An 18,446-nucleotide genomic window follows, 5' to 3' on the forward strand; every position below is an offset into this window, starting at 1 on the left:
TCCACCATCCTTGTCTTTCTTTTTCTATATTATCCTTGAGATGATTCTGTACCTAAGAGTGCCAGTTCCTCTAACGTCAGTTCCCGACAAGCTCCCAGCGGCAGACTTTCATCCAGCTTCAATTCTCCCATAGATACACGTTTCAGAAAAGTGACTTTTTTGCCAACCGCCTGAAACATACGCTTCACCTGATGAAATTTCCCCTCAGTGATGATAAGTGAAATATGAGAAATCACTTTGCCGCCACGCTCTCTACCAAGAATGGTTAAGTGTGCAGGTAAAGTAACGTAGCCATCTTCTAGCTCCACCCCTGCTGCAAAAGCCGCGACATCATCCGCGTCTACATCGCCCTCGATGGTTGCCTCGTACGTTTTCGGGACATGCTTACGTGGCGACAGCAATTCATGGGCAAGCTTCCCATCATTAGTGATCAGCAGCAGTCCTACAGTATCCTTATCTAGCCTTCCTACTGGAAACGGCTCAAACTGTGCATATTCGTGCTTTAATAGATCCAAAACTGTCCGATCCCGCTTGTCCTCCGTAGCTGACAGGACACCCGGGGGTTTGTTCATCATAAGATATACGAATTCACGGTAGGTAACAACCTCTCCCCCTACCTCTATTTTATCGGCATAAGGATCCACATGAAACCCACTATCTTTTACCACTGTCCCGTTCACCAATATTAAGCCTTGTTTAGCTTGTTTACGGATATCACTGCGCGACCCCACTCCAATATGGGACAACACTTTATCTAATCGTTGTTTTTTGGCGGGCTTACCTGATTGGCTCATTGTTACATCCACCTCCAGCCTGCGGGATATTCGTTCTTGAGTATGCCATCCTGCCACTTACCCCAGCCTGCGCTGTAGCCATCAATGCAGACCAGAACATATCCCTTTTGGGCACTTCCTATTCTAATAGAGAGACGTTCTTGAGAAATCGACAACGTCTCTCCTTTAAGATAGGAAATAGCTTCATGATTCGTACTGGAGAGTGAGACACTTCGGCAGCTTTCTTCCGGATGCAAAGCTGTAGCCATCGGATGTCCCGGGATAAATCTTCCGTTACGGATTTGTCCTACATACCATCCTGGACGAATCGTCTTTAATCCATTTAGTCTTTCCTTAGGAAGTGGAGAAATGTACAGATGGTCACCGAACAGAACCGGATATCCTTTAGGTTCCCACCCAAGCTGATCTCGTACAAAATTCCCATACAGAGCCAAAGCTTGCTCCTCAACAGAGCCTTGCCGACCACTGTCAGCTCCCCCAGTAGGTTTGTGAGAAGGTCTCCCTTCTTTCCCCCGTCTTCCTTCTGATTTATTGGATGATTTAACATGTGCTACACCTTTTGGAGTAGTAGTTCTTGCAGATTCCTTAAACTTGACCTCTAAGTGATCACGTTCCTCCATTGAAAGCTTCGTTCCTCCATGTTGCAGTACAGCCATGAAATGTCCTTCGCCTTTCACCTTATGCGGCCACAGTCTAGCTGTACCTGAGAGTGCTCCAAAGCCAGGAGCGAATGAGCCTGTACCTCCTACCGTTACCACTGAGAATTGTGGATGTTCAGAAATAAACTCCGCTATAATTTCTTCATTTTCTTCTGTGGCAAACGTACAGGTGGAATAGACAAGGGTACCTCCCGGTGCCAATGCTGTTGCAGCAGAACGTAAAATATCCCGCTGCATGGAAGCATATTTGGCAGGTGTACCTGAATCCCACTGCTTCACCATGTCTTCATCTTTACGGAACATCCCTTCACCAGAGCAAGGAGCATCAATCAAGATCTTGTCAAAAAAAAGCGGGAATGCAGCCGCGATATGATCTGGACTTTCGTTCAGTACAATACCATTACGAACCCCGTAAAGCTCCAGATTTTTGGCTAGGGCTTTAGTCCGTTCTGGATGAAGGTCATTACTAACCAGGAATCCTTCACCTAACAGCTTGGCAGAAATCTGCGTAGATTTACCTCCAGGAGCGGCACATAAATCAAGTACACGATCACCTGGTTCAATATTAAGCAATTCCACAGGTGCCATCGCACTCGGCTCTTGAATGTAATACAAACCTGCGTGGTAGTGAGGATGTTTACCAGGTCTAGCCCCGTTCTCTGTATAAAATCCTGTCGGACACCAAGGAATGGGTTCCAGTCCTAAAGTAGAAAGAGCCTTTAAGCTCTCCACGGAAATCTTCAAGGTGTTAACACGGACGCCTCCGTATGGGGTTTCCTTATAAGAATCCGCAAATTGATTATAATCTGTTCCCAGCATGGCCATCATACGCTCGCTGAAAGAACTGGGCAATTGTGCCGCCATGATGCCGTCCTCCTGATAGTATTGCAAAAATTTAGGTGTTTAAAGATTCAAGGAACACCCTTACGGGTGTCCCTTATACAATACTCATATATAGAGGATCTTTTACTTACGATGAAAGGATGTCGGTCTCTGAGGACCACGTCGTTGAGGGTTATTTGGTGTGATAGCTACAGCTGCATTCTCCACTTGGTCCGCTAGACTTGGATCAATAATCTCTATGGTTAGATCGTAATAAGAAAATGGCCGCTCATCATATGATGCTAAGCGCCGAACATAATCTTTCACTTCCTCCACGAGTTTCGCCAGATTAATCCCGAGTGTCGCTGCTGGATATTCTTCCAGTTTGGCAGAAGCACCACTCAGCATAATAGCTGCACCGCGCACATTCTGATTGCGAAAATGGTATAACCCTACCGCTACTTGGAGAAGTGCTTTGTACAAAGGATCTCGTTCCTGGGCAAGCCACAGTTCTTCGAGTACCTCGTGACATTCGAAATAATCCCTGTCACGATTAAAGTACACTAGGTATTCCAAGTACAATGGTTCATAAGCCATCCGGCAAACTATCCTTTTTAGCTGCGGAAAGAAGTCCCCGCACATGATCTAGAAGTTCCTTCATCGCTTCCATATCCTGAACCTGCCATATTTCGTTAAAGCGAGCCTGCGTATCTATAGCCTCATTCACCAAGTGATAGAAATACAATTGATGAATAGCCTTGAGAATCTGAGTGGTCATATTCGAGTTTTCCTCAAATGTCTTCTGTGCTTCCAGAATCTCTTCCCGAATACTGGACATTTCACTGTCGAGGATCGATGCTGCTTCGGCTGCCGTCTTTAGTCGAACACGCATTTCATCGGGCAGACTCTCACGATATTTATAGTTCAGGGAATGCTCTATGGTAGCCCAGAAATTCATAGCTAGCGTACGAATTTGGATCTCCGCGAGCACAATTTTCTGGCCAAGCGCTGTTTGCACAGGATATTTAATAATCATATGGAAGCTGCGGTAGCCGCTTTCTTTATAATTAGTGATGTAATCCTTCTCATAGAGTACTTCAAGGTCCTTACGGGCCCGGATATATTCGGCCACTCTGCGGATATCCTCCACGAATTGGCACATGATCCGAATTCCTGCAATGTCTTCAATCCCCGTCTCCAGATCTTCCATCTTCACATTCAGCCGTTTCGCCTTTTCCAGAATGCTTGACAGCCGCTTTACACGCCCTGTTACGAATTCTATCGGCGTGTATTCCTCTCTTTTCTTCAACTCCGAACGCATTGTTTTGAATTTAACTTTCAATTCTTCCACAGTCTGTTCATATGGAAGCAAAAAAGTTCCCCAGTCCCTGCCGTCCATCGCCTTCGTCCTCCTGTCCTTTCGTCTCCTTCAGTGATGATCAGCACCCACTGCTTCAGAGATATGACTGAATCCATCCCGCCGTAATAGCTGCCGTAATCCGGCATGCAATTTGCGGTTAACCTCCGGTCCTTCGTAGATGAGAGCTGTATAAATTTCGACCAGACTCGCACCTGCTCTTATCTTGTCATACGCATCCTGACTGGTGAAAATGCCGCCTGATCCTATGATCGGCATCTTCCCTTCCGTCTGGCTATAAATACTGCGAATGATCTCCGTTGAGCGGTCCCGCAGCGGTTTGCCGCTTAAGCCCCCCGTCTCATTAGCCTTTTCATGACTAAGTCCATCACGGTTCAATGTAGTATTCGTAGCAATAATACCATCCATACCAGCTTCTGTCAGCGTCTGAACCATATACTCCAGCTCTCCATCACTTACGTCTGGTGCTATTTTAACCAACAAGCTTTTGGTAATCCCGGTCGCTTTACGCTGAATCTCCATTTCTTCCTTCACTTGCGCCAGCAGGAACGATAATTCACTGCCATGCTGGAGATTGCGAAGACCAGGTGTATTCGGCGAGCTGATATTGACCACAAAAAAATCACCGTACGGATAAAGCGTACGGATGCACTGACGATAGTCTTCATGAGCCGCTTCATTACTAGTTATCTTATTCCGGCCAATATTAACTGCTATAGGAATTCTCCGATTCTTTAATTTCTTCAGACGCTGTGCCATAGCATCAGCCCCTTCATTATTGAAGCCCATTCGATTAATCAGCGCTTCATCCGAAGGAAGACGGAACAATCGAGGGCTATCATTACCCGGTTGACCCTTAGGGGTAACCGTGCCCACTTCCATAAATCCAAACCCGATCGAAGAGAATCCGACTACCGCATCGGCATTTTTATCTAAACCTGCAGCAAGACCAACTGGCGTCGGGAAATGCGTGCCAAACAGATCAACCGCTAAATCCGCCGTTTCAGGAACTCCGTACATTAAACGTAGCGCCGCGCTTCCACCTGGCACGGATGACGATTTATCCAATCCACCTATGACGAGATGGTGAGCCTTCTCGGGATCAATCTTGAAAAAAATTGGTTTACCAAAATTACGATACAACACCGTTCTCGCTCCTTAAGGGGTACTTCACTAATCCACGTGTCTACCCGTTTCTGTAGGTTTCTTCTTAATTTTAGCCTTTTCTTGAACAAAAGAAAAGTATTTTACAGTGCGAGTATGTTGCGTACATAACGCAGAGTATAGTAATTTTCTTGTAAACGCATTACAATATAGGTGTAATCAGCGATTAAGAGAGAAAGAAGGTATGCCCAGTATGTCTACTAAACGTAAACCACCAACTTTGCAGCAAAAGAAAGAAGAAGTTAACCGTAAAGCGCTAATGTGGATCGGCGTCAGTTTAACTTTACTAATTCTTCTAATCATCGTTCTGTTTATCGTTGCAGGAAACTAATTCAGCCAGTGGTATACTTTATGGGGGTTGGTCTGATCATGCTTAGCAGTAGAGCTGAAGCGTTTAGCCGGCACAAGCTGCTTTTCAGGCAGAACCCCTTTACTAATCACTACTGTTGTACCTTTAGGAATCAGCGCGAAGAGCTCCTCCACATCTCCTCTGCCCATTCGAATACATCCAAGGGATTCATCCTTACCCACACTGTCAGGCTCATTCGTGCCATGAATAGCATAATTACTGTCTGAAAGCTGAAGCCCTCTGCTACCGAAATCCCCATCATCTCGGCCATTTGGATTGACTACTTTATCTGTAATCACGAAATTGCCCTCTGGTGTCTTATCTCCGCCAAGTCCTACCTCATAATTTCGTAGAATAATAGAACCGCTGACTACCGCCAATCGGTGATTTTGTTTATCTACAACGACCCTTAGCGGCTGATCAAAAAAAGGAACGTCACTCGCAACACTTCCACTCACACTTAATGCTGTCGGTATAATCCTCACACCATCGTTAGATGAGCTTGAAGGCTGCGCTATGTCTTCTGTTCCCGGTGCCATCTTGTTCTTAGCCACCGCTTTAAGAGGGCTGAATTCCCGCTTCATGACGGTTGTCGTCCCACCTATCCAGTTCTCAGGAAAAGATCCCGTCAAATCCGCTAATGTATCTGGAAGCTTCCCTTTAGCATCTTGATAAGCCCGGATTGCACTCCATAGTGTGGCAAGCTCCTCTTGTTCACCCTGCCATTCTGCTCCATCCTTGGCGAGTTGCCCTTGCTCTGGCGGCTCACATGCACATACCTTAGGATCGTAAGACTGATATACCATCCGGCCCTTTCCATTCTTTTGCAGTGTGAAATTTAGCGGAAGCTTTTCTTTCCAGAGTAGCCACTTTCCCTCTCGCTCCATCCCTAACGCAGCAGCTTCAAAAGGTTCTTTACGTATTAGCATTTTCGCCATTAACTTCCCTTGCGAAGCCTCAGTTGCATTTTCCTGCGCTGTATACATCACTTTTTTCGCCTCAATAACTGGCTCTTGGACGGAGTCTTTTGGATCTGACAGATCTTTGACTTCTGGAGCCGCCGTGTCTTGAAGGACTTCTTGCTCTTCTGTAACACCAATACCCGGAGCCACTGCTGAAGGTACCATTAACAGTATAAGAAGCATTAGCGCCAGTGATATGTATCTCAATCTTTGTTGGCCGCGCTCACGCTGGCGACTCGCTTGCAGCAATCCATCTTCGTATTCGCGCAGCATTTCAGCAGGTACCTTACTATGCTCGAAAGCCTCATACACTTCACCAGCCTGATTGAAGCAATAATTAGCTTTTCCATGTTGACCGTTCTTATAGTATTCCTTCCCCAGCAAGTACCATGCCATTTTGTTATCTGGGTGCATCTGTACATATGCTTTGAGGTGCTGTGAGTTCTTCATCGGAACCTCCGAGAGTTTATAATTCCTACTTTATTAATATCGGTCAGACACAGCAAAAAAGACATCCCTAGCCGAACAAAATGTTCGCAGAAGATGTCTTTATCTGGTGTCGCACGTTACTCTTTATCGAGTAATTAACCTTCTTTGTTAAAAGGTTCGTCCGCAATTTTAATGGAGTCGGTTGGGCAACCATCACAGGAATCTTGGAGATCATCAAACAAATCGTCCGGAATCGCTGTCACACCGCAGTTTCTGTCATTTTCGTAAATAACTTCTGCCAAACCTTCATCATCGTAATCAAAAATATCAGGAGCCGTTGCGCCACATGCACCACAAGCGATACAAGTGTCTTTTTCGACCCAAGTGTACTTAGCCATTTTTTCTCTGCCTCCCGTTAAGCAATGCTGCGCTGTTGAACCAGCGTCTTATTTTTCTCATATTAATATAAAAAGAATACAATTTCAATTGATTTTCAATACGTTTGCATTTCTGACGCATTCTATAGTATCAATTTCGACACGTTTTTTCAATCTTTATCTGACTCAACAGACAACAGATTATCCTTTTGCAGTGAGGTGCCTCGTTCCTTATGATTACGGAGTCTTGCAGAATGGGTGTCACTTAACATCCCAGCGGTCAAAACTGCATTTTCACCAAATTTATTGCGAAGCATATCCATAGCCTTGGTCAGTGACTCTTTCTTAGGCTGCTGTTCGTAATCGAACAAATCCAGCTGAATGGCAGAATCCTCTTTTGCGATTAATCCTTGCAAGGTCACACCAAGCAGTCGGACTGGTTTCTCGCCATTCCAATGTCGAACATAAAGATCACAGACAGACTTGTAAATATCTTCTCCACTCTCTGAAGGTGCCTCAAGCTGACGCGAACGAGTAATGGTCTTCATATCCGGCGTCCGAATGGTAAGCTGCACACCTGAAGCCACAAGCCCTTGCTTTCGCAAGCGCCGCGCTACCTGATCACTTAGATTCAGCAAAATGGGGCGTACCTCAGCGAGGCCAATAACATCCCGAGGCAGTGTAGTGGTGTGTCCGATCGACTTACTTTGTTCTCGCTCAGGATTTACTATCCCATGATCGATGCCGTTCCCTGCACGCTTTAGCCATGAGCCCATAACTCCAAAGTTCTCAACCAGCATTTTCTCATCAGACGCCGCTAATTGACCAATGCTGTAAATTCCCAGCTTACGGAGCTTCTCTGCCGTTTTTCCACCGATACCGAACATTTCATTACATGGCTTGTTCCATAAAATCTTAGGTACATCACGCAGCCGCAGCACCGAAATACCATTTGGCTTTTTTAAATCCGAAGCCATCTTCGCCAGAAGCTTATTTGGAGCAATACCAATGGAGCATGGCAAGCCCAATTCTTCCATTATACGGCGCTGAATAGTTTCCGCAATTTCCATAGGCGTACCGAATTGTCGAGAGCCAGTTATATCTAAGTAACATTCATCTATCGACACTGCCTCCAATAATGGTGTATAGCTATAAGCAATCTGCATAAACGCATTAGAATATTTGCGGTATAAATGGAAGTCCGGCTTAATAACGATAAGCGATGGACAAATACGAAGCGCCTTCTGAACCTGCATACCCGTCGAGATCCCCAATCTGCGGGCGACATAGGAACAAGTAACAATAATCCCTTTCCGCAATTCAACGCTACCCGCAACCGCAGTAGCCTTACCTCTGAATTGGTCAGGATCCTCTGCCTCATGTACCGAGCAATAAAAAGCATTCATATCCACATGCAGGATGACCCTGCCACTCGTTGGATAATACTGATCAACATTCTGCACAATATCTACCTTCTTATCCTCAGGGTCTCTATTGTCCAATTTAGAATACCTCTCCGCTGCGGTTAGGTCAACTTAAGAGGCTGTAAAGTTCTTTGTTACATTCCCGCGTAAAAATGCTATAATATATAAATTCATTTCCCTTGCCAATGCTTCCGATGTGAGTTTTGCACGAAGTGAATCCGGAAGACGAAGCTTACAAAACTTTTAGGAGGACACTCATGTCTAAGTCCATCTCCATCTTCGATACTACATTACGCGACGGCACCCAAGGTGAAGGCATCAGTCTGTCGGCTGACGACAAGCTGAAGATTGCCAAGAAGCTCGATGATCTGGGTGTGCACTATATTGAAGGTGGCATCCCGGGAAGCAACAATAAAGACATTGAATTTTTCAAAAGAGTCAAGGAGCTTCATCTGAACGCCAAAATCACAGCGTTCGGCAGCACTCGGCGGAAGAATTCCTTGGCCGAAAACGATGACAATTTAAAACGTATGATTGATGCAGGGGTTCCTGCTGCTACACTCGTCGGAAAATCTTGGGATTTTCATGTACACACTGCATTACAGACTACGCTTGAGGAGAATCTCGCCATGATTGGCGACTCCATATCCTACTTGAAACGCCAAGGCCTTGAAGTGATTTTTGATGCCGAGCATTTCTTCGACGGATACAAGAACAATCCTGAGTATGCAGCAGCCGTCCTGTCCAAAGCCCGGGAAGCCGGAGCAGATTGGCTTGTCATGTGCGACACCAATGGTGGAACATTGCCTTTTGAAATTCATGAGATTGTTACCGCTCTGGCTGGGCAGCTACCTGGAGCAAACCTCGGAATTCACACTCACAATGACTGTGAGCTGGCGGTAGCTAATACCCTTAGCGCCATCGGTGCTGGAGCACGGCAAGTTCAAGGTACCATTAATGGTTACGGCGAACGATGCGGCAATGCCAACCTATGTTCCATCATCCCTACCCTTCAGCTTAAAATGGGATACCACTGTATTCCTGATGATTCTTTACCGCAGCTTACGAACACAGCACGTTATATTAGTGAAGTTGCCAATGTTAATCTGCCGGTAAATCAACCTTATGTCGGAAATGCAGCTTTCGCACACAAAGGTGGAATCCATGTCTCCGCTATCATGCGTGATTCACGGACCTATGAGCACATTGCTCCTGAGCTTGTCGGGAATAAACAACGTGTGCTGGTCTCTGAACTGGCTGGACAGAGCAATGTGCTCTCCAAGGCGCAAGATATGGGTTTGAATTTGGATCCAAGCAGCGAGCAAGCTCGCCGGGTGATCGAGAAGATCAAAACGATGGAGCATCAGGGGTATCAATTCGAAGGTGCCGATGCCTCGCTGGAGCTATTGCTTCGGGAAGCTACAGGCGAGATGAATGAAACCTTTACCTTTGAATCCTTCAAGATGTTAGTCGAAAAAACCGCAGAGCATCCAGTTGTATCTGAAGCCTTCGTTAAACTGAAGGTTGGCAATGAGAACCTTTATACCGCTGCTGAAGGTAACGGTCCGGTCAATGCACTCGACAACGCGCTGCGTAAAGCGCTGCAGACCTACTTCCCGCAACTGAAGGAAATGCATCTGTCCGACTATAAAGTCCGTGTTATAGACGAACAGGATCAGACTGCTGCCAAAGTACGGGTATTGATTGAATCCAAGAACTTCACAGACACTTGGAGTACGGTTGGCGTCTCCGGTAACGTCATTGAAGCCAGCTGGGAAGCGCTTGTGGACAGTATGCGTTACGCACTTCTCAATGAGCTCTCGTTGGAGAATGAGAAGACGACCAGCAACGAGCCAAGAGGCCTGGTCAATCATTAATTAATCCCTTATAGACTTTTGTAAGACAAAAAAGAAGCTTCCCAAAAGTAGTATTCTACGTATGGGGTGGCTTCTTTTTTTATCAAATAGGCTGTATAACGACGTCTGACTTAAAGCCATAGATTATGTACGGTGGGCGTTAAAGCGATCAGGGAAAAACTCCCTAAAAATAGCTGATTTTCGCTCTAAATGAACAGAAACAGGGAATTTCTCCCTAAAAGTCAGGGTGATTTCGTTATTTTCAACCAAAACAACTAAATTATAGGGATGTTTTCCCTAATTATGAGTTGGATGACGAAGAATCTCTGTATTTTAGGGAGAATTTCCCTGATTATTTTATTTTAGCCTCCATCAACCCTTGTACAACACAACCATTTTGTTAACCTTTGCGATTTTGATAGCGTGAATCAATTTTACGATTCGGTAAGCTTGATAATTTTCTCCTCCAGCTCTTCCGGACTAAGAACGCCCAGAATGATCTCAGAGATCACTCCATTCTTGTCAATAAGTACGTTGGTAGGAAATACAGCTCCGTTATATTTGCTATACACCTCATCTTTCATATCAAACATCACCGGGAACACAAGACCGTATTTCTTGATAAAACGTTCTGCATTGGGTTTATAATCTTGACTACTCACATTAATACCGTAAATATCTAGAACATCCTTATACTTAGTAGCCATGGCGTTGAGCTCTGGAGCTTCCAGCTTGCAGGGATCACACCAAGATGCCCAGAAATTAACAATGACTGCTTTCTCTCTTGGCCCATCTACTACATAGGTAGTCCCATCCGTACCTTGGAGTGAAAATGAAGGCGCGAGCAGTCCAGCTTTAGGTCCTACTTTCATCGGCGACTCATCTTGTTGTCCAAAAACTGCTTCAGCCTTCGGCTCACGATTATGCCATACAGCAAAACCTGCAATACACACAACTAAGAGTAATACGGTTATATTTAATTTGTTGCTTGGTTTCATAGCGCTCTGTTCCTTTGCAATTGGAATAGTTTTCTACTATTGTACCCTCATCAGGTTAAATTTCAAACCATCCAATTTTTATGGAAAAATATATGGATTATAATAAAAAAGAGAGTTTCGTCAGCGACGAAACCCTAATGAAGAGAGAGGGGTGAACAAATGGCAGCATTACAGGGAAATGTCCAGCCTATAAGACTGAAATATTCCGTACAGCAAGCACTGGGGAAGCACCTGCTGTCCAGTTATCCACATGAAGCATGTGGAGTCCTGCTGGGTGCTGCCGCAGCGGGTGGCATGCTCATCGATACTTACGTACCTATGCGCAACGTAGCGCCAGACCCGCTGCACACATTTATTCCCCACCCTGAAGAGTGGATTCATGTGCTTTATAATGAGCCGACACTCATCGGTTTATTTCATTCCCATCCTAATTCAGAACCTATCCCTTCGGTCGCTGATTATATAGGACTAGCAGCACTAGGATCTGAATTTAAGGTCTACCTTATTGGTTCTCCGAGAACTGAAGATGATTGTTCTCCATTGCTGAATGGATTTTATATTGAGCGGTCGCTAAATGAACAAGGAATACCATTCCCTCAACTATCTCATACCCCGCTTCACGTTCTACTTAAATAAGCATATAAATCACCTAAGGTATCTACTTGGCCCCGTTCCGAAATTTCCCGAAGGTAAGCTACCCACAGCTGGGCTGTCATTTTGGCATCTTCTAACGCATGGTGACGGCCTTGAATTGGAATTTCATGAACTAATAGCAGTTCATCGAGCGAATAGTTACTTCGCTGTGGCTCGAGCCAACGTGCAAGCATCATCGTGTCCAGCACCCTGTGTGTAAGCTGAACTTTAGAAGTTTTCCATAGCGCCGCATTAAGGAAAGCTTTATCGTGTGAGCTTGCATGTGCTACCAGCACATTTTGTCCCACAAAAGACATGAAATTATGAAGACCATCTATTAAGGAGGGGGCAGACCCCGTCATTTCTTCCGTTATTCCTGTTAATCTTGTAATATCATCCGGAATTGCTGTCTGACAATTCACCAAGGTATAAAAGCATTCCTCTTCCTTAATTTCCTCTCCAACCACCTTAATTGCACCAAACGACATGATTTCATCCCCATGCTGATAGGAGAATCCAGTTGTCTCTAAATCAAAGATAACCGTCTCCAGTTCACACAGCGGAGTACGTAGCACCTCAGGACGACGCTTCTCTCGCATAAGTGAGCGGATATAGGCCATTTGCTGCGCAGTTTGATGAGCCGTTTCTCCACCTTTCATTGAAGCAAATGCCGAAGGCATTCCGCCTTGTCTCAGATTATTCCAAAAGCCTCCGTTCTTGTTCGGCTCCCTCATGTTCGCCACCTTTCCGCTGAACGGAGCTGACGCTGCAACATCCGATGAAGGCGTCTAACCAGCAGCAGACTTTCACGCAGCTCAGACAACAGCTGCTTATTCTTCAGTTCACTCTCCGTAACATAATCACTACTGACTAACAATCCATCCTGCACACTAATAGGCGTGTTCACTCGCATCCGTATAGCCAACAAGAAAGCTTGCCGAATAGCATTCAAATGTTGATACTCATTTAGCCGGTCAAGCGCTTCAATTCGCGCTAAGGTCGAGCTAGCTTTAATGCCATGTAATAACGACAAGCGTCTGACAATGTTCACTAGCGGGATATAGACTCCATACTTAATGTCGAATCCACCTGCATAATCCCCAAAGCGCTCTGTCAACACCTTCCCCAAAAGATTTAAAGTCGCTTTATGGCGGACTGTATTGCGAAGAACAGCCACAGACAACTCCTCATTGTCAATAAAACCCTCATAGAAAGCCGCTTGCCACAATGCTGATAACTCCCTATTTCCCGCAACATGGCGCATATCTGAAGAAATGATAAGATACCGAATAGGCTCCCATTCCAACTGGTTTCTCCATTCCTTCAGCTGCTCCTTCCATTCCGTTAACGTCCTCCTCCACATCCCTTGGGAGCACATTACCTTTCCTGCACATTTCTCATATCCTACTTCTTCAAGCAGATCGGATAACATCATTCCAAAAGATTCAAAGTATCTATTCTTCACCCCATCCGGTTCACCTTCAACGATCAAACCATTATCCTGATCGCTCCACAGAGTGGCTTCTTGCCTTCCACAACTACCAAACACAATAAAGGAGTAAGCACAGGGAGGCGGGCCATAGCCCGCCTCTTTCATCTGCGCCTCACATATTAGTACTGCAGTCTTTGCAATAAGATCATGCATTGTATTCACACGAAACATCCATTCCTCAATAGGAATTACATTCAACTGTTCCAGAAGAATACTTTGGCAGGCAATTCGCCTCTCTCTAAGTTCCTGTGGCGAACCGGCTAAAACGATGGTCCTAAAGCTTTCTTCATTATACCCATCTGTTAACTCCATCGAAGCCACACGGTCCGCCTCCCTATTCTCAGGATTAATATTATTGTTTAAGGGTTTTGGATTCCGATTCTGCAATTAATTTCATTTGTTCAGGGTATCCATAAGTACCATGCTCACTGATATCCAGACCCATCAATTCTTCTTCTTCCGTAACACGAAGTCCTGTTGTTACCTTCATTACATATAGAATAATGAAAGAAAGCACGGCTACGAAAGCAAATGTTCCTACTACCCCAAGCACTTGAACACCCAATTGGTGGAAACCTCCACCGTAGAACAATCCGGCTTCCCCTACCAAAGCGCCTTTAGTGATAAGATCCGGTGCAGCGAACAGACCCGTGGAAACCGCGCCCCACATCCCCGCAATACCATGTACTGAGAAAGCATAGATTGGATCATCAAGTCCAGCACGTTCCAGCCATTGGGAAGTCATGAATGTGAACGCACCCGCTACTAAACCAATAATGATTGCTGCCCATGGTTCAACGTAAGCACATGCACCAGTGATCGCAACTAATGCAGCTAAAACACCATTCAGCATTGCTGGAATATCAGATTTACCAAAATACAACCAAGAAGCAATTAATGCCGCCAAGCCGCCTGCTGCTGCTGCGATATTCGTAGTTAATGCTACGTGACCAAAGAAACCTCCCATTGGGGACAAAGCACTACCTGGATTGAATCCGAACCAACCAAACCAGAGGATAATCACACCGAGTACAGTAAATACTTGATTATGACCTGGAATAATAACAGGTTTACCTTCTTTATTAAACTTACCAAGTCGTGGCTTAAGCAATATGGTTGCCACTACCGCTGCAGTGGCACCTGTAAGATGGACAACCGTGGAACCTGCATAATCTTGCATTCCCAGCTCAGCCAACCAGCCGCCGCCCCATACCCAGTGTGCTACGACAGGATAAATTACGATTGAGAATAGAATTCCGAATATAATGTACACACTTATCTTTGCACGTTCTGCCATGCCTCCAGATACGATAGCTAAGGAAACTGCTGCAAATGCCATTTGGAACAAGAATTTAACATTTAAAGTAACATCAGAAAATGCAAGTGATTCAAATGAAGATGCTGTTGAATCTCCGCCATACAAGAAGCCTGTAGTACCGAAGAAGCCGTTACCGTTACCGAAGCCAAGTCCAAAGCCAATGGCCCAGAAACATACACTCGCAATGGCTAGTGTCAGTACTGTCTTACCGGCTACGTGACCTGCATTCTTCATTCGAACTGATCCTGCTTCAAGCATTGCGAACCCTGCTTGCATAAAGAAAACTAAGATGAATGCCAGGAAGGTAAACGCGGTATCCAATCCGACCTGCAAATCTGCATTTGTTGGACCTTCCGCCGCAAAAGCACTCACCGGATACACCATCAGTGTAATCATGGCCAGTAACATCATCAACCATTTCTTTTTCATTTTTACCCCACTCCCCAATGTTATATTTTCTAACAAAGCGTGAAACTCTTAATGTCATTATAATCAGAAGTCAGGTAAATTGACAAGACTATTTTTGGGAATGTTTTTATTTTATTTTCATCAAACCCGCAAATTTCCCACAGTACGCTTGGATTATATCAGAATATTAGGACCATACAACCATGAAATTCATTGAAATAACTACGTGAACACCCGCTCTAATATTACTTTTTATCGAATTCTTCTTATTGATTATTCTATAAACATAACATTAAATGTAATGTTTATAGTCGAGCTATTTTAATGAGCATAATCGGTTCAAATTTGATATCATATGGAGTTTGAGTGTATTGTATATAAACAACGCATTTTCATTTCATGAATTAACCTCTTATTAATGCATATACTTTATGAAAGTATGACGTTTGACTGTATGGTTTCCAGTTTGTTATCATTACAGATAGCATAATAGAAACCACCAATATAGGAGCGACTCCCCTCAGTGGGCAGTCGAATTCGATTAGTGAGGCGAGGTAGCATGGGGATATGATTCTATATCGAATCGGAGAATTAGCTAAGGCTGCTCATATCAGTGAGCGTACTATTGATTATTACACGAAGCTGGGATTAATCTCCCCAGAGTCAAGAAGCACCAAGAATTACCGACTTTACAGTCATGAAACCTTGGTCGACTTAGAACGTATTAATCAATTAAAGCATGACAAGTATTCATTGGAAGAAATCAAATCCATGATGAGCAAATGGAGCGAGGCTACTCCTGAAACTGACGTATCTGATAAATTAGTCGAGCTTGAGCAGCATATGCAGCGACTAGAACGTGAAGTAAAGGCACTTGAACCAATTATAAGCGGTCTGAAGCCGGGACAGGCCAGACGCGCGCTCTCTAACCTACTCCCACAAGGAGTGGCCTGCATGGAGGCGATTCGGCTTCTATTGCTTACGCAAGGACCGCCAATGTAAATACCATATTTACAATACAGTGGAGGAATGCAGCTATGGGAATGTATCTATTAGTAATTATCGCTTTTATTTTTTCATTATGGGCCCAGTTCAGAGTTAAAGGGACATTCAGCAAATGGTCCAAGGTGGCCAACTTAAACGGTCTGACAGGATATGAAGCAGCTAGACGTATGCTCGACGCAAATGGACTTCACGATGTTCCGATTGAGCCTGTAAGAGGTACACTTTCTGACCACTATGATCCGATTCACAGAGTTGTACGCTTATCAGAACCCGTATATTATGAGAGTTCTATCGCAGCAGTCTCAGTCGCTTGTCACGAAGTGGGTCACGCCATTCAGCATAAAGTAAGTTATCCTATGTTAACACTACGTCACCGGATGTTCCCAGTAGTTAATTTCGCATCAGGTATAGCACCATTCATGCTTATGGCAGGATTTATATTCGGTTACTTTAATCTTGTAGGCCTTGGAATCATTTTCTTCTCGGCCGCTGTTGCCTTCCAGCTTGTGACACTACCTGTTGAATTCAATGCCAGCAACCGGGCACGTCAAGTCATGGTAGAGCAAGGCTACATTCGTAACGAAGAGGAACGCGGAGTAGCCAAAGTCCTAAACGCAGCTGCATTAACGTACGTTGCCGCCGCGCTAGTTTCCTTACTCGAGCTGCTTCGTTTGATTACCGTCTTTTTAGGTAACCGCGACTAATACAAAATACAGCGCAAAAAGAAACCCCGGTAGGCTAAGAGCCAACCGGGGTATTATTTTGTTTTGCTTTAAAGTAGGATATCAAAAAAGTCCGAAACGAACGTGCAACCAGCGGTAACTTACTATCTGTTCGGTAAATCAAACCAACCGTCCTCGTCACAGCAGGCTCCACAACCCTTACTTGAGCCGGTTGGAGAGGGTTCGTCTGATAGAACGCCATCTCCGGAAGAAGGCTTACACCCATTCCTGCCGCCACTAAACCACGAATGGTATCAGTCTCCCCACCTTCAAATGCAATCTGCGGCTGAAAACCCGCTTGCAAGCACGCTTGCCAAACGATCGGTCTCAAAGAATAACCTTGACTGAATAGCACAAACTTTTCATTTTGAAGCTGTTCCAGTCGGATCTCAGATTCTCCTGCCAGCTGATGATTCTGAGGAAGTATTGCAAATAACTCTTCAGTCATAACAATATCTCCAGAGACATGCTCATCATTTTCCGGAAAAGGCGAAATAAATGTTAAATCCACCTCTCCAGATAATACGTCCTTTATCAACGAAGGGTAAGAGCCCTGTTTAAAGCGAAACTTGACATGGGGATAGTGCTGGCGGAATTCTGCAACGATAGTCGGGATAAGATGCGTTCCAAGACTGTGAGGAAACCCTATACGAATCTCTCCACGTTCCGGATCTAGAAATTCATGCACTTCATTTACCGAATGTTCCAATTCCTTAAGAATACTATCCACCCGCTTGCAAAAGAGCTGTCCAACCGGCGTAAGCTGCAAATTACGCCCTTTTTGCATGAACAAGTCAACCCCTAGCTCTTGCTCCAATTGATGAATCTGACGGCTTACCGCAGACTGCGCTACATGAAGTTCCTCCGCCGCTCTTGTTACATGTTCTTTTTGGGCTACCTTTAGAAAATATTGCAGCTGTCTTAGCTCCACTCCATCATCGCCCCTGTCTTAGGCTTTTATTGAATATACGAATAATAAGTCCATATAGGAAAAAGCCAGAAACCAAGCCTCCGATATGTGCAACCCAATTCACTTTTGGTGTTGCAAACGACATAATGATCCCAATTACAAGCAAACCGTATAACGTCTTTCGAGAGCCTTCGTCCATCATCGCCCGTTGAATAACAGCAATGTATAAAAATGCGCCATAGACGGCGTAGATTGCTCCAGAAGCACCTACCGAGACCGTACCTACCTCTAATACTGAGCGACTGCTGATTGCAACCGTTAGAATATTCGCAATAACTCCACCTACCACATAAAGAATTGCATATCGCCACCAGCCAAGCAAGCGCTCCAGAGGCGGTGCAAATACCAGTAGAGCGAAGCTATTAAAGAATAGATGGGAAAACCCATTATGTAAAAAAATTGCCGCCACATAACGCCACAGTTCCTCTTTATACGGGCTAACATCAACTATTGCACCAAAATCAACAAGTGTTTGTATATTGGTGGATCCACCATTGAACGCCATGAGCATAAACATAATCACGTTAGCTACAATGAGAAGACATGTTACCGGGTAATACCGGAGATAACTTTTCCAATTTTCATACCGAATAAATATCATTACACCCATCCCTTTACATTTATATCTTGCCCTGTTGGACATCTCCCTGTAAATAAGATTATAATTTATTGTGGCAGTAAGAGCC

Annotated in this window: 19 protein-coding genes; 5 read left to right on the plus strand and 14 right to left on the minus strand. The window is 44.7% G+C overall.

Annotation, left to right across the window (positions count from 1 at the left end; all coding sequences use genetic code 11):
• Positions 1-29: 29 nt before the first annotated feature.
• From CA598_RS07710 to CA598_RS07730, 5 genes are all read right to left on the minus strand, one after another.
• Positions 30-794, minus strand: coding sequence for a pseudouridine synthase (locus CA598_RS07710; protein ID WP_094876136.1), 765 nt, complete (start codon positions 792-794; stop codon positions 30-32).
• A gap of 2 nt (positions 795-796) precedes the next feature.
• Positions 797-2,317 carry an RsmB/NOP family class I SAM-dependent RNA methyltransferase gene (locus CA598_RS07715; RefSeq protein ID WP_094876137.1) on the minus strand — a complete coding sequence of 507 codons (1,521 nt, stop codon included), beginning with the start codon at positions 2,315-2,317 and terminating at the stop codon, positions 797-799.
• Positions 2,318-2,419: 102 nt separating this feature from the next.
• Positions 2,420-2,872, minus strand: a complete 453-nt coding sequence (locus CA598_RS07720; protein WP_094872292.1) for a DUF309 domain-containing protein — start codon at positions 2,870-2,872, stop codon at positions 2,420-2,422.
• The gene (gene yjbM / locus CA598_RS07725; protein WP_042126350.1) at positions 2,862-3,674 is read right to left on the minus strand and encodes a GTP diphosphokinase; all 813 of its coding nucleotides are present in this window, start codon (positions 3,672-3,674) and stop codon (positions 2,862-2,864) included. The genes CA598_RS07720 and yjbM overlap by 11 nt, the downstream gene beginning before the upstream one ends.
• A gap of 30 nt (positions 3,675-3,704) precedes the next feature.
• Positions 3,705-4,799 (minus strand): quinone-dependent dihydroorotate dehydrogenase, encoded by a 1,095-nt coding sequence (locus tag CA598_RS07730; RefSeq protein ID WP_094876138.1) that lies wholly within the window; start codon positions 4,797-4,799, stop codon positions 3,705-3,707.
• Positions 4,800-5,010: 211 nt separating this feature from the next.
• Here CA598_RS07730 and CA598_RS32195 point away from each other — a divergent pair, with 211 nt between their 5' ends.
• A complete protein-coding gene (locus CA598_RS32195; protein WP_167348489.1) occupies positions 5,011-5,148 on the plus strand; it encodes a hypothetical protein in 138 nt (45 codons plus the stop codon).
• Here CA598_RS32195 and CA598_RS07735 read toward each other — a convergent pair.
• From CA598_RS07735 to CA598_RS07745, 3 genes are all read right to left on the minus strand, one after another.
• Positions 5,145-6,578, minus strand: coding sequence for a L,D-transpeptidase family protein (locus CA598_RS07735; protein ID WP_094876139.1), 1,434 nt, complete (start codon positions 6,576-6,578; stop codon positions 5,145-5,147). The genes CA598_RS32195 and CA598_RS07735 overlap by 4 nt on opposite strands.
• A 134-nt stretch (positions 6,579-6,712) precedes the next feature.
• Positions 6,713-6,955, minus strand: a complete 243-nt coding sequence (locus tag CA598_RS07740) for a ferredoxin (protein ID WP_042186857.1) — start codon at positions 6,953-6,955, stop codon at positions 6,713-6,715.
• A 149-nt stretch (positions 6,956-7,104) separates the two neighbouring features.
• On the minus strand, positions 7,105-8,436 hold the full coding sequence (locus tag CA598_RS07745; RefSeq protein ID WP_373455811.1) for a DNA polymerase IV: 1,332 nt from the start codon (positions 8,434-8,436) through the stop codon (positions 7,105-7,107).
• 179 nt (positions 8,437-8,615) lie between these two features.
• On the opposite strand from CA598_RS07745, the gene cimA reads away from it, so the two are divergent.
• Positions 8,616-10,235 carry a citramalate synthase gene (gene cimA, locus CA598_RS07750; protein ID WP_094872287.1) on the plus strand — a complete coding sequence of 540 codons (1,620 nt, stop codon included), beginning with the start codon at positions 8,616-8,618 and terminating at the stop codon, positions 10,233-10,235.
• A gap of 413 nt (positions 10,236-10,648) precedes the next feature.
• On the opposite strand, the gene CA598_RS07755 is transcribed toward cimA, so the two are convergent.
• On the minus strand, positions 10,649-11,212 hold the full coding sequence (locus CA598_RS07755; protein ID WP_094876140.1) for a TlpA family protein disulfide reductase: 564 nt from the start codon (positions 11,210-11,212) through the stop codon (positions 10,649-10,651).
• A gap of 159 nt (positions 11,213-11,371) precedes the next feature.
• Here CA598_RS07755 and CA598_RS07760 point away from each other — a divergent pair, with 159 nt between their 5' ends.
• Entirely contained in the window at positions 11,372-11,848 is a 477-nt protein-coding gene (locus CA598_RS07760) for a M67 family metallopeptidase (protein WP_094876141.1), read from the plus strand.
• Here the strand turns inward: CA598_RS07760 and CA598_RS07765 are convergent.
• Genes CA598_RS07765 through CA598_RS07775 form a run of 3 tightly spaced genes read right to left on the minus strand, consistent with a single transcriptional unit; the run spans position 11,830 to position 15,084 of the window.
• Positions 11,830-12,579 (minus strand): exonuclease domain-containing protein, encoded by a 750-nt coding sequence (locus tag CA598_RS07765; protein ID WP_094876142.1) that lies wholly within the window; start codon positions 12,577-12,579, stop codon positions 11,830-11,832. The two genes, CA598_RS07760 and CA598_RS07765, sit on opposite strands and share 19 nt — an antisense overlap.
• Positions 12,576-13,649 carry a DUF294 nucleotidyltransferase-like domain-containing protein gene (locus CA598_RS07770; RefSeq protein WP_094876174.1) on the minus strand — a complete coding sequence of 358 codons (1,074 nt, stop codon included), beginning with the start codon at positions 13,647-13,649 and terminating at the stop codon, positions 12,576-12,578. The genes CA598_RS07765 and CA598_RS07770 overlap by 4 nt, the downstream gene beginning before the upstream one ends.
• A gap of 40 nt (positions 13,650-13,689) precedes the next feature.
• The gene (locus tag CA598_RS07775; protein WP_094876143.1) at positions 13,690-15,084 is read right to left on the minus strand and encodes an ammonium transporter; all 1,395 of its coding nucleotides are present in this window, start codon (positions 15,082-15,084) and stop codon (positions 13,690-13,692) included.
• Between the two features lie 546 nt (positions 15,085-15,630).
• On the opposite strand from CA598_RS07775, the gene CA598_RS07780 reads away from it, so the two are divergent.
• Both CA598_RS07780 and CA598_RS07785 read left to right on the plus strand, forming a co-directional pair.
• Positions 15,631-16,065, plus strand: coding sequence for a MerR family transcriptional regulator (locus tag CA598_RS07780; protein ID WP_042186848.1), 435 nt, complete (start codon positions 15,631-15,633; stop codon positions 16,063-16,065).
• A 35-nt stretch (positions 16,066-16,100) separates the two neighbouring features.
• The gene (locus tag CA598_RS07785) at positions 16,101-16,772 is read left to right on the plus strand and encodes a zinc metallopeptidase (RefSeq protein WP_042186846.1); all 672 of its coding nucleotides are present in this window, start codon (positions 16,101-16,103) and stop codon (positions 16,770-16,772) included.
• Between the two features lie 34 nt (positions 16,773-16,806).
• Here CA598_RS07785 and gltC read toward each other — a convergent pair whose 3' ends face one another.
• Both gltC and CA598_RS07795 read right to left on the minus strand, forming a co-directional pair.
• Positions 16,807-17,721, minus strand: a complete 915-nt coding sequence (gltC, locus tag CA598_RS07790) for a glutamate biosynthesis transcriptional regulator GltC (RefSeq protein WP_094876144.1) — start codon at positions 17,719-17,721, stop codon at positions 16,807-16,809.
• A gap of 4 nt (positions 17,722-17,725) precedes the next feature.
• Positions 17,726-18,361, minus strand: a complete 636-nt coding sequence (locus tag CA598_RS07795) for a rhomboid family intramembrane serine protease (protein WP_094876175.1) — start codon at positions 18,359-18,361, stop codon at positions 17,726-17,728.
• Positions 18,362-18,446: the final 85 nt, after the last annotated feature.

Origin of the sequence: Paenibacillus sp. VTT E-133291 (assembly GCF_002264395.1) — a bacterium.
Classification (GTDB): Bacteria; Bacillota; Bacilli; order Paenibacillales; family Paenibacillaceae; genus Paenibacillus_AQ; species Paenibacillus_AQ nitricinens.